Here is a 12975-nt window from a genome sequence, read left to right as displayed (position 1 = left end):
ATAAAACTGAATATCTTGAAATCGATACTTTTAAAATCACTTTTCTTCTTTTTCATTGCTTTTCAAATTCAAGCACAAGAATTACTTCCTTTCGTTGAAAATTACAATAAATCAGATTATCAGGGCGATAATCAAATTTGGAACATTGCCCAGGGAAATGATAAAGCCATGTATTTTGCTAACAACCATTATTTGTTAAGATATGATGGCGTTGTTTGGGAAAAATATTTTTTGCCGAATAAAACAATCATTCGCTCGATATTGATTGAAGGTGACCGAATTTACTCTGGTTCTTATAAGGAATTTGGTTATTGGCAAAGGAAAGATGGGAAGATGCATTATGTTTCGATTACCAAAAATCTGCGTTTGTTTGATGAAAAAGACAATGAGGAAATTTGGAAAATTTTCAGATTCAACGGTTCCTTATATTTTCAGTCGTTTAATGATGTTTTTATTTACGATGGAAAACAGATTAAAAAAATCCGATTTCCATTCTTAATTTCATACTGTTTTGTTGTTGATCAAAATCTTTATGTGGCTTCTGTCGATAAAGGTATTTTTAGAATGAATGGTTCTAAAATTGCAAATCCAAAGGGTTGGAATGTTTTGAAAAACACCGTTGTTCACGCAATCGAAAAACATCAAGGGAAGACCTATATTTTTACACACAAAAAGGGAGTTTTTGTGGTGGAGAAAAATGGTTTAAGTGCATGGAAAAGTCCGTTAAATGAAACTTTAAAAGGAACAGGAATCAATGTTGCCAAATTCATTAAAAACGATAAACTTGTAATTGGAACAGGAAATAAAGGGGTATTTATTTATGATCTTGCTTCGCAGACGTATAAAAATATTGACCGAAATAATGTTTTGATGAATAACTCAGTTTTATGTATTGGTTTTGATAAAGAACAGGATTTGTGGCTTGGTTTGGATAACGGAATTGCGCATGTTGAGGTTAATTCTCCAATTTCATTTTTTTATGACAATTCAGGGATTTTAGGATCGGTTTACTCGGTTGCTACAATTGACAAAGGATATTTGATTGCTTCGAATCACGGTATTTTTGAATTTGACTCAGGAAATTTTAAAATGTTTCCAAACACACAAGGACAAGGATGGAATATTACTAAAATTGGAAATAAATATGTAATTGGCCACAACGATGGAACATTTTGTTATGCAAATGGAGCCTTAAGAAAAGTCAATAATGTGAGCGGAGGATGGAATTTGTCAAAAAGCATCATCAATGACACTTATTTTCAATCGACTTACAGCGGGATTTTGGTTTATAACAATGCTTCAAACTTAGAACAAAGCAAAGTAATTAATGATTTTACCAAACCTATAAAATATGTTGCCCAAAATAAGAAAAATGAAATCTGGGCTGCAGATAATTATCGCGGATTATACAGAGTTCTTTTTGATGATAATTTTGGAACAAAGAAAGTTGAAAATATTACGCAACAAAGTAAAATAGAAAATGATTTTGGCGTTAAGATTTTTGAATTTCGTGATGAAGTTCTCTTTTTGATTAATAATGTTTGGTACACTTTCAATTCAATTTCAAATAAATTAGAAAAGAATGAACTGTTTAATGCCAATTTCAAGAATGTTTCTGATGTAGTTGCAATCGATGAGAATCATTTTATAGTACTTCAGGATGGTATTTTATATCATATATATGCAACAGGCAACAAATTTGTCTGGAATATGATTCAGGAGAAATACTATAAAGGAAAATTGATTAATGAGAATTTGCGCATCTTCAAAAGCAAAAATCATTACTTGATGAATCTAGATGACGGATTTATATCGCTCCAACTGTCATATGAAAACAAGCAAAATGAAGCTGTAAAAGTTGAGGCTTATAATGAAAATGTTTTATTAGAAAATGACGGCAAAATAAAACACAATACGGAACTTCGAATAAACGTAATTTCAGGAATTTATGGCGCCAGTAAACCCAATTTGTTTTATAAGATAAACGGAGGGAAAAGTTATTTTCCAATTTCAAATGGAACAATCGTTTTAAACAATTTGAATAGTGGGTATCATTCGGTAGAGATTTTTAAACATGACGGAGCCAATTATGATGAGGTTTCGACTTTTGAGTTTAAGGTTGCTCAGCCTTGGTATTTTTCTTTCTGGATGATTCTGCTTTATTTGCTTATTGTCGGTGCGGTTTTGTTCTTTTATTACAAATGGAATAAACTTCGCTATACGCAAAAATTAAAACTTCAAGCGGAAGAATTAAAACATCAGCGTGAAATTCTAGAAATGGAATTGAAAAAAGAAAATGAATTAAATATTCAGGAATATGAAAAACATATTCTTGAATTGGAATTGCAGACAAAATCATCTGAAGTTGCTGGAAAATCTTTGTCGATCGCAAAACAAAGTGAAATGATTGATAAAATTCAGCATATTTTGGATTCTGAAAAAGATTTTAATAAGCTGAAAAGTGAAATCAAAAAAGCGATTAAAATTAATGAAGTGAATAAACACGAATGGGAGATTTTTGAAACTAATCTGAATCAAATTCACAATGAGTTTATTATTAATCTTTCTAAAAAGTATCCAAATCTTACTCCAAAAGATATAAAACTGTGTGTTTATCTTAAAATGAACCTTTCTTCGAAGGAAATTGCACCTATGATGAATATCTCTTTTAGAGGTGTAGAATTGCATAGATATCGCTTAAGAAAGAAACTAAACCTAAATCAAGAGGAAAACCTGTCAAAGTTTTTATTAACTCTGTAAGATTAGCATTTAAAATTTAAAAATATTCTATTTTTTCAGTTCTTTTTTTATAGAATTCCAATACATCATTACTACATCATAAGGTTATGTTAAAGAAAATAAATTAACATTTAGAGTGTTGATTTTTAGTAGTATATGAACGGATTTTAACATAATGATGTAGCTATGTAGTAGTGCAAATTGATGTACTACAACGTTGTAATTGCTTAATTTGGCTCTACTAACTTAAACGATTACATACTGTATGAAAAATTTTATTTTTAGCTTTTTAGCGCTCTTATTATTGCCATCGTATATGGTAATACACGCGCAAGCAATCAAAGGAAAAGTTGTTGACAGTAAGGGAATGGGAATTCCAGGAGCGGTTATTAGCGCTCCGACTTCCAGAACTTCTGCCGACGCTGATTTTGACGGTAATTTTACAATCAATGCCAAAGAAGGTGAGATTTTAAAAATCTCAATGCTGGGTTTTGATGCTGTTTCTGTTCCAGCAACTACAACACCTATGACAATCACTTTAAAAGAATCTGACGATACTGCTTTAAAAGAAGTAGTTGTAATTGGGTACGGAACTAGAAAAAAGGTCGATAATACTACTGCAATTTCTTCTATAAAAGCAGACGAGATCGTAAAAACCAAAGTCTTAAACGCATCTCAAGCAATTCAAGGTAAAGCAGCCGGTGTTCAGGTAATTGGATCTGATCTTCCAGGAAGCACGCCATCTGTTGTTATTAGAGGTTTGGGAACTGCTATTGGAGGTAGAAATCCTTTATATATTGTAGATGGAATGCAAACTGAGAATATCAATAACATTAATACTAATGATATTACGTCTTATGAAGTATTAAAAGATGCATCAGCTTTAGCAATTTATGGTACAAGAGCTGCAAATGGGGTTATTATCATAACAACTAAAAAAGGTTCTGGTGATAAAGTTACTGTTGAAATAGAAAGCTTTGCTGGGGTTAGACAACCACTTAAAAAGGTAAAAATGGCAGGAAGTAATAAATATGCATATTACTCAAATTCTGCATTGCAATCAACTACTTTTTCACAAGATCAGCCTGTAAACACAGATTGGTTTGATGAAATTACAAGAACAGGTAGCTATACTCAAAACAATGTATCTCTTTCAGGAGCATCAGAACATATAAAATACTTTTTCAGTTTAGGTAACTATGAAGAAAAAGCGGTTTTAAATGGTTTAGATTATGGTCGTACTACATTTAGAAATAACAACGAATACAAAATTTCTAAAAAACTGACTTTGAATCAAAATTTCAGCGTAACAGCTGCAAATTCAACTCCTAAACCGTTGAGTGCTTTTACAAATGCATACAAACAATCACCTATCGTACCGGTTTATTTTCCTGATGGGAAATATGGTGTATCTCGCGTAGGCGATGATGGTTTTGCAAGTGAGACAGGTTCTTCATTCAACAATGTTGGAAATCCAGTTGCTCAATTGAATTTTTATAATGAACAACAAAGAAGCGTAACTCTTCAAGGAGGTTTGAAATTAGATTACGAAATTGTGAAATCATTAAAATTCACATCACAATTTAATGGAGAGTTTTATACTTGGAAACAGTATAACTATGATGACACTAAAAATATTTGGCTAGCAGCTAATCCTAATAAGGTAGAAAGCGATTACGCTAAAGAATTTCCAAATGCTAATATCAATTTATTGACAAAAGGTAGAGAGCAATATTTTAACTGGAACTTATCTAATTATTTGACTTATAATAAGATATTTAAAGATATACATGATGTTGAGGTAACTGCAGGTATCGAGACTTCAGTAAAAGGACCAAGAGAAAAACTTACTATCGCTAGAAAAAATGTAAATCCAGATTCAAATTACTGGGCTTTAAATGATCCTGCTGCGGGTCATGGAGTAGAATATGCTGCAACGGTAACAAGCTTATATGATGTTGTATTTAACGAAACTAAATTAGCATCTTACTTTGGTCGTTTCCAATACAAATTAATGGATAGATACCTAGTTACAGGTACTGTTAGACGTGACGGATCATCAAATTTTGGTAGTGATTACCGTTGGGGAACTTTCCCAGCTTTTGGTTTAGGATGGATCATTACTAAAGAAAACTTTATGGCTGATGTTACTGCGATTAATTTATTGAAATTAAGAGGAGGTTGGGGTAAATTGGGTAACCAAAATGTACCGCTTAACAATCAGTCTTATGCTTCTGGTAAAAATGCTTATTTAGGTGGTTCTATTTTATATGAAGGAACTACAATCAGCTCTCAAATCGATCCAAGTTTATCTTGGGAAATTACAGAAGAATCTTCTGTAGGTTTAGATTTCGAATTGTTGAAAAACAGATTGAAAGGATCTTTTGATTTGTATAACAAAAATACATCTAATGTAATTTTATATACAAAACCGTATATGACATCTGGATTAACAGATGCATCACCAGCACACGTTGGTGAAGTTTCAAACAAAGGTTACGAAATTACTTTGCGTTGGGATGATAAAATTTCAGACAATTTCAGCTACTGGGTTGGAGGTAACTTTTCAAATAACAAAAATGAGCTTATGGGCTTAAAAGATGTTATTTTATCTCCAGTAATTGGTGGAAGTTTAGGTAACGGTCAAACTACTAAATTGTTGGATAATACTACAGTTGGTCAGCCTTTAGGAAGTTTCTATCTTTATGATTATGCTGGTTTTGATGCTACAAACGGAAAAATGTTATACTACAATGCAGCAGGAAATAAAGTAACTCAAGACGCTTTAGATGCTAATGCTGATAGAAAATATGTTGGTTCAAGTTTACCAAAATCTACTTACGGAGTTACTTTAGGATTCGTTTACAAAAACATTGATTTTTCTGTTGACGGATACGGAACAAATGGTGCTAAAGTTTATAACGGTAAAAAAGCACAACGTTTTTCTGGAGAAAATATCGAAAACTCTCTTGCAACAGATTTTTGGACAGCAAATAACTTGACAGCTTCTAATCCTGCACCTTTCAATCAGGTTCCAGTGGCTTCTACGTATTATTTAGAGTCAGGTGATTTCTTTAGAATCAACAATATTACATTAGGATACAAACTGCCAATTCAAGAAAATAACTTTATTACTTCTTGCAGATTATATGTAAATGCGATCAATCCATTTATCACACAAAAATTCTCAGGATTCTCTCCAGAGTTGAATGGTGACGGAAATCCATACGGTACTCAAGGTGTAGAGTTGGATGCTTACCCAACTTTAAGATCATTTGTAATTGGTGCAAACTTAAAATTTTAATATCATGAAAAAGACATATATAGCGGCGTTTGTATTATCAGCATTCTTTTTTGCAGGATGTTCAAACGACTATTTAGACGTAGATCAAACAGAAACTATTTCCACCAACGATATAGAATTATATAACAATGAGGCTGGAGCTGCTCAGTTTGTAACAGCAATTTATAATAAGTTCTTAAACTGGGATATGACCTCTTTTGGTTGGATTGGTTTGTCTAGTATTACTTCTGATGATGCAGACAAAGGATCTTCTCCTGGTGATACAGGTACAGATAAAGATGTATTGGATGCTTTGACTTACAATGCTTCTAATCCTTCTGCAGAAAGTACTTTTATTGCTAATTATGACGGAATCAACAGATGTAATCAAGCATTGAACATGCTTCCGAAATTAGATAAAGTAGATGCTAATTTAAGAAACAGATTAGCTGGTGAAGCTAAGTTTTTAAGAGCTTTCATGTATTTTACATTAGTAAAATGTTATGGTGGTGTGCCAATCGTAGATCATCTACCAGTTCCAGGTTCAGATGCAGATAGAATTATGCAGTTGACACGTAAAACGGCTCCAGAAGTGTATGCTTTTATCGAAGCAGACTTAAATGATGCAATTGCAGCATTGCCAGATAAAACAGCTTATTCTGCAAATGAGAGATCAAGAGTTTCAAAAGGTGCTGCTTATGCTTTACTAGCAAAAGTAAGTTTATACCAAAAGAAATGGCAACAAGTAATTGACAACTGTAACAAAGTAACAGGATATTCTCTTGTCGCTGATTATGCGTCAATGTTTAGAGCTACAGGAAAATTTGATTCAGAATCTATTTTTGAAATCTATGCACAAGGTGCTGTTCCAGCAAAAGGAATTGAAGGATACTCAAATACGCAAGGTGCTCGTGGTACCGGCGGATGGGGCTGGGGCTTCAACACGCCATCTCAAAGTTTAGTTAACGCTTATGAGGCTGGTGATGTTAGAAAAGCTGCAACAATTATTTTTAGAGGATCAACTTTATATGACGGAAGAGTAATTCCAAATACAGTTGAAAACGAAAGATACAACTACAAAGCATATTCATCTGCTTATACAAGCGCATGGGAAACAGATGTTGATATCAAATATTTAAGATATGCTGAGGTTTTATTAATGAAAGCTGAAGCATCAAATGAACTTGGCCAAACTTCTGCTGCGATTCCATTATTGAATCAAGTTAGAAACAGAGCTGGTTTAGGAAACACTTCAGCAAGTTCTCAAGCTGATGTTAGAACTGCAATTTGGAAAGAAAGAAGAGTTGAAATGGCTTTTGAGCACGATAGATTCTTTGATTTAGTACGTACAGGCCAAGCAAAAGCAGCTTTTGCAGTTGATGGAAAAACGTTCACTGAAGGTAAAAATGAATTGTTCCCAATTCCGGCATCATTCATTAAGCAAGCTGGTGGTTTATCAGCTCAAAATCCTGGTTACTAATCCTTAAATATTAAATAAAATGAAAAAAAATAAATCTATTTTATTACTTTCTTTTGCTTTGGCTTCACAAATGTTTGTAAGCTGTGAGGATAGTATAGATAAAGTAAACAGCCCAATTCCATACGAGTCAATTGGCGGATATGAGAATTCAGATGATATTGCTCCAGGCCACTTATTATCAAAATTTAGTTTTGACGGAAGTATTGATGATTCAAAAGGAGGAATCACTGGCGGAACAGGAACAAATGTTTCTTACGAAACTGGTGTAAAAGGAAGTGCTTATAAAGGTTCAGCAACTTCATTTATTGCTTATAATAACGTTGCAACTTCTATTGCAAACTTAAAAAACATCACTATTTCTATGTGGATCAAAACAGATCCTCACACAGGTGGTGCCCAGTCATTGTTTATGCTTCCAAAGAAAACAGATTTCTGGGGTAATATTTTTACGCTTATCGAAGGAACTGGACCGGCAACAACAATGTTGATGAAAAACCATATTCAAAGAGATGTTACGCCAAGTATTCCTTGGGCTGGACAATTTATTGAGCACAGTGGAACAAATGTTTTGCCTAATATGTTTGGTGCATGGAAACATGTAGTTTGGTCATACAATGGTACAAGTTCTACTTACAGCCTTTTTGTTGATGGTCAAAAAGTGACTTTACCAGCATCTATTTCAAAAAGATACGCAAGCGATCCTGCAACTGGCGGTGGTCCATTCGGAGAATTAGCTAGTTCTGAAGTTTCAAAATTTATCATTGGAGGTTATCAACAGCATTTAGGTGCTCCATGGGGTAATCCTGATGGATGGATGTTGCATTATACTGGTCTAATGGATGAATTCAGAATATATGATTCGGCTCTTTCTGACAATGAAGTTACGGCTTTATACAAATTAGAGAAAGATAAGAGATAAGTATTTTTCAATACACCTGGAGGTTTTCTTCCAGGTGTATTTATTGGTTAATATTATTTAGAATAAAATGAAAATTTCAATATACATAGTTGCTTTTTTGAGCTTTTTTAATTCATGCTCATCATCGACACCAGAGGGATCAACAGGCGGAACTCCGTTACCGACAAATCCAACGACACCAGTTAAGCCATTAACAGATGCTGAGGCAATGGATCAAGTTCAAAAAGATGCAATAAAATATTTTTGGGATTATGCTGATCCTAATTCAAAATTGGCAAGAGAGCGATACCTGACGGAAGATCCAAGTTTTGAGTCCAATATTATAACTACAGGAGGTTCGGGTTTTGGGTTGATGACAATTGTTGTAGGTGTAGAAAGAGGTTTTTTGCCAAGAGCTGAAGCTGTTTCTAGACTTTCAACGGCATTAAATTTTCTTGAAAAAGCCGACAGATTTCATGGTGCGTGGCCGCACTGGATGGACAATACTTCTGGAAAAGTTATTCCATTTGGAACAAAAGATAATGGAGGAGATTTAGTAGAAACTTCTTTTGTTTGTCAAGCTTTAATTACGATTAGAGAATATTTTAAAGACGGAAGTACAACTGAAAAAGCGGTAGCAGCAAAAGCTGATGAACTTTGGAAAGGTGTAGAATGGGATTGGTATACAAAAGGTGAAAATGCTCTTTATTGGCATTGGTCACCAAATTATGGTTGGGAAATGAACTTCAAGCTTGAAGGTTACAACGAATGTTTGATTACTTATATCATGGCAGCTTCATCACCAACACATCCAATTTCGGCTGAAGCTTATCACCAAGCATGGGCAAGAAATGGTGCTATCGTAAACGGTGGCTCTCAATATGGAATCCCAGTTGTATTAAGTTATAATGGAGCAGTAGGAAATGTTGGACCAATGTTCTGGTCTCATTATTCTTACTTAGGTTTAGACCCAAATAACTTGAAAGACAAATATGCCGATTATTGGCAATTGACACAAAATCATGCTAAAATCATGGTACAATACAGTGTTGCAAATCCAAAAGGGTTTAAAGATTATTCAGATAAATGTTGGGGACTAACGGCAAGTTATACACGCAATCCTGATGGAACAACAGGGTATACGGCGCATCAGCCAAATAATGACAATGGCGTAATTTCTCCAACTGCAGCTTTGTCTTCTTTTCCATATACGCCGGTAGAATCAATGAAATTCCTTCATTATTTATATGACGATAATAAAGCAAAATATGTTGGAATTGCGGGACCATATGATGCTTTTTCACCACAGTACAATTGGGTAACACAACGTTACTTGGCGATTGATCAAGGAACTATTGCTCCTATGGTTGAAAACTATAGAAGTGGTTTATTATGGAAGCTCTTTATGAATGCGTCTGATACCAAACAAGGTTTGAAAAAACTTGGATTTACATCAACTAAATACGGAATTTAATTCGTCAAAATGAAACAAAAATTAACGATTCTAGTCTTATTGTTTTCTGTATTTGGTTTTGCTCAAAGTGAAACAACGGGAAAAATTAATACAGTTATAATGACCAAATATGAACTTGGTTATGTACTGCACAAACCTGCAAATACAAAAGAGAAAAAGCCTTTGATCGTTTTTATTTCAGGCGATGGAGAGAAGGGAACTGATATCGAAAAGGTAAAAATTCACGGACCTCTAAAATACCTAAAAACACATCAATTAGATGCTTATGTTTTAGCACCACAATGTAAAGAAGATGAAAATTGGGATATAGAATCAATATACGAGCTGATTTTAAAAATTCAGAAAGAAAATAAAATTGATTCAGAAAGAATATATGTTACTGGTTTAAGCTCAGGAGGATGGGCTTCATGGAATTTGGCTTTTGCACATCCGGATCTATTTGCCGCAAATGTACCTGTCGCTGGTTTTGTAGATTTAATTCAGTTAGAACACGCTTGTGAAATAGCCAATATTCCAACCAGAATTTTTCACGGATTACTGGATGATGTGGTAAATGTAAATTATGCCATTACAATTTACAAGGAATTGAAAAAGTGTAATGCAAAAGATGTGAAATTGACCATTTTTGATGATGCAAATCATGATAGCTGGACAAGAGTTTATGATAATGCAGCAATCTATGACTGGATGTTGCAACAAAGAAAAACGAATACAAACAAATAAATAGAATAGAATGAAAAACAAATTAGTCTTACTTTTTTTAGGATGCGCTGTTTTGGGTTATGCTCAAAAAAAGACGCCTAAAAATACAGTGAAAATTAAACCAAAGTCTGAATTTGTGGCGGAGTTAATGTCAAAAATGACTTTAGACGAGAAATTGGGTCAGTTAAACTTGCCGACATCTGGTGATATTACCACTGGGCAGGCAAACAGCTCAAATGTGGCAAAAAATATTGCTGAAGGAAAAGTGGGTGGTTTGTTCAACATTAAATCGGTTCAAAAAATTAAAGAAGTACAGAAAATTGCGGTTGAAAAAAGCCGTTTAAAAATTCCGTTGCTTTTCGGTATGGACGTTATTCATGGTTATGAAACTACCTTCCCAATTCCGTTAGGATTGTCTTGTACATGGGATATGGGCTTAATCGAGAGAAGCGCTCAAATTGCTGCAAAAGAAGCAAGTGCAGACGGAATCAACTGGACATTTTCACCAATGGTTGATATTTCTCGCGATCCACGTTGGGGAAGAGTTTCCGAAGGTTCTGGAGAAGATCCATATTTAGGGAGCCAAATTGCAAAAGCAATGGTTAACGGTTACCAGCAACATGATCTTTCTAAAAACAATTCAATCTTAGCTTGCGTTAAACACTTCGCATTATATGGAGCTCCAGAAGCTGGTCGTGATTACAACACTGTTGACATGAGCCATATCAGAATGTTTAACGATTATTTCCCTCCTTATAAAGCGGCAGTTGATGCTGGAGTAGGTTCTGTAATGGCTTCTTTCAACGAAGTTGACGGAATTCCGGCAACAGGAAATAAATGGTTAATGACAGATGTTTTGAGAAAACAATGGGGTTTCAAAGGTTTCGTAGTAACTGACTTTACAGGAATTCCTGAAATGATTGAGCACGGAATGGGGAATCTTCAAGATGTTTCTGCTTTAGCACTAAATGCAGGTGTTGAAATGGATATGGTTGGAGAAGGCTTCTTAGGAACTTTGAAAAAATCTTTGGATGAGAAAAGAGTAACGATCGAACAAATCGATAATGCTGTAAAATTGATTTTAGAAGCAAAATATGATTTAGGATTATTCCAAGATCCATACAAATACTGTGACGAAAATAGAGCTAAAACTGAAATCTTTACAAATGATAGCAGAAAAGAAGCTCGTGCAATTGCAGCACAATCTTTAGTATTATTAAAAAACCAAAACCAGCTTTTACCACTTAAAAAATCTGGAACAATTGGTTTAATCGGACCATTGGCAGATGCTAAAGAAAACATGCCAGGAACTTGGAGTGTGGCTACAAAAATGGAAAATGCTGTTTCATTATTAAGAGGTATTAAAGAAGTTGCTGGAGCTGGAACGAAAGTTTTATATGCTAAAGGAAGCAATTTAGATTATGATGAAACTTTTGAAACTAACGCTACAATGTTTGGAAAAACATTACACCGTGATGCTCGTTCAAAAGAAGAATTATTAGCAGAAGCTTTAAAAGTAGCAGAGCAATCTGATGTTATTGTGGCAGCTTTAGGAGAATCTGCAGAAATGAGTGGTGAATCAAGCAGCCGTACAAACTTGCAAATTCCGCAAGCGCAAAAAGATTTATTGAATGCTTTATTGAAAACAGGAAAACCAGTAGTTGTCGTTTTATTTGACGGACGTCCGTTAGTAATTACTGACGAAGAAAAAACGGTTCCTGCAATCTTAAACGCTTGGTTCGCTGGTACAGAAGCAGGTTATGCTATTGCTGATGTTTTATTTGGAGATGTAAATCCTTCTGGAAAATTGACTTCAACTTTCCCAAGAAGCGTTGGACAATTACCAATTTACTACGCACACAAAAATACAGGAAGACCACTTTCTAACACTGAAGGCAAATTCGAAAAATTCAGATCAAATTATATTGACGAAAGAAACGAGCCTTTATTCCCATTCGGATTTGGTTTGAGCTACACAACTTTCGATTATTCAAACTTGAAAATTTCTTCTGATAAAATGAATGCATCTGGAAAATTGAAAGTAACAGTTGATGTAACGAACACTGGAAATTTTGACGGAAAGGAAACGGTTCAATTATACATTAGAGATTTAGTGGGTTCAGTAACAAGACCAGTTAGAGAATTGAAAGGTTTCCAAAAAATAGCACTTAAAAAAGGTGAGAAACAAACCGTAAGCTTCGACATTACGGTTGAAGATTTAAAATTTTATAACTCTGATTTACAATTCGTAGCAGAGCCTGGACAGTTTGATATTTTCGTTGGAGGAAATTCAACTGCCGACAAGAAAGTTAGTTTCGAGTTAACTAAATAGTTGGTTTATTGGTTAGTTAAGAGCCCTTCATTTGGAGGGCTTTTTTTCTAAAATAGAGAACCTTTTT

7 protein-coding genes are annotated in these 12975 nt (G+C 34.2%); all 7 read left to right on the top strand.

What is annotated here, in order from left to right; all coding sequences use genetic code 11:
- The first annotated feature begins 15 nt into the window (after nucleotides 1-15).
- The 7 genes from AAYQ19_RS02155 (at nucleotide 16) to bglX (ending at nucleotide 12908) form a co-directional block, all read left to right on the top strand.
- Entirely contained in the window at nucleotides 16-2760 is a 2745-nt protein-coding gene (locus AAYQ19_RS02155) for a helix-turn-helix and ligand-binding sensor domain-containing protein (RefSeq protein WP_343533357.1), read from the top strand.
- Between the two features lie 244 nt (nucleotides 2761-3004).
- The gene (locus AAYQ19_RS02150) at nucleotides 3005-6043 is read left to right on the top strand and encodes a SusC/RagA family TonB-linked outer membrane protein (protein WP_343533355.1); all 3039 of its coding nucleotides are present in this window, start codon (nucleotides 3005-3007) and stop codon (nucleotides 6041-6043) included.
- A gap of 4 nt (nucleotides 6044-6047) precedes the next feature.
- A complete protein-coding gene (locus AAYQ19_RS02145) occupies nucleotides 6048-7502 on the top strand; it encodes a RagB/SusD family nutrient uptake outer membrane protein (RefSeq protein WP_343533353.1) in 1455 nt (484 codons plus the stop codon).
- Nucleotides 7503-7521: 19 nt separating this feature from the next.
- Nucleotides 7522-8421 carry a LamG domain-containing protein gene (locus AAYQ19_RS02140; RefSeq protein ID WP_343533351.1) on the top strand — a complete coding sequence of 300 codons (900 nt, stop codon included), beginning with the start codon at nucleotides 7522-7524 and terminating at the stop codon, nucleotides 8419-8421.
- A 67-nt stretch (nucleotides 8422-8488) separates the two neighbouring features.
- Entirely contained in the window at nucleotides 8489-9874 is a 1386-nt protein-coding gene (locus tag AAYQ19_RS02135) for a glucoamylase family protein (RefSeq protein ID WP_343533349.1), read from the top strand.
- A gap of 9 nt (nucleotides 9875-9883) precedes the next feature.
- Complete coding sequence (locus AAYQ19_RS02130) at nucleotides 9884-10597, top strand: carboxylesterase family protein (protein ID WP_343533347.1); 714 nt, start codon at nucleotides 9884-9886, stop codon at nucleotides 10595-10597.
- Between the two features lie 10 nt (nucleotides 10598-10607).
- Entirely contained in the window at nucleotides 10608-12908 is a 2301-nt protein-coding gene (bglX, locus tag AAYQ19_RS02125; protein WP_343533344.1) for a beta-glucosidase BglX, read from the top strand.
- Nucleotides 12909-12975: the final 67 nt, after the last annotated feature.

The sequence above is a fragment of the Flavobacterium mesophilum genome, from assembly GCF_039581405.1.
In the GTDB taxonomy this organism is placed as follows: domain Bacteria; phylum Bacteroidota; class Bacteroidia; order Flavobacteriales; family Flavobacteriaceae; genus Flavobacterium.
The sequence above is the reverse complement of the archived record's forward strand: the minus strand, read 5'-3'. Positions and strand labels throughout refer to the sequence as shown.

What these genes read in the sequence shown, in the direction of transcription:
- AAYQ19_RS02130 (WP_343533347.1), top strand. Translation starts at nt 9,884, where the DNA reads ATGAAACAAAAATTAACGATTCTAGTCTTATTGTTTTCTGTATTTGGT.
- bglX (WP_343533344.1), top strand. Translation starts at nt 10,608, where the DNA reads ATGAAAAACAAATTAGTCTTACTTTTTTTAGGATGCGCTGTTTTGGGT.
- AAYQ19_RS02145 (WP_343533353.1), top strand. Translation starts at nt 6,048, where the DNA reads ATGAAAAAGACATATATAGCGGCGTTTGTATTATCAGCATTCTTTTTT.
- AAYQ19_RS02140 (WP_343533351.1), top strand. Translation starts at nt 7,522, where the DNA reads ATGAAAAAAAATAAATCTATTTTATTACTTTCTTTTGCTTTGGCTTCA.
- AAYQ19_RS02150 (WP_343533355.1), top strand. Translation starts at nt 3,005, where the DNA reads ATGAAAAATTTTATTTTTAGCTTTTTAGCGCTCTTATTATTGCCATCG.
- AAYQ19_RS02135 (WP_343533349.1), top strand. Translation starts at nt 8,489, where the DNA reads ATGAAAATTTCAATATACATAGTTGCTTTTTTGAGCTTTTTTAATTCA.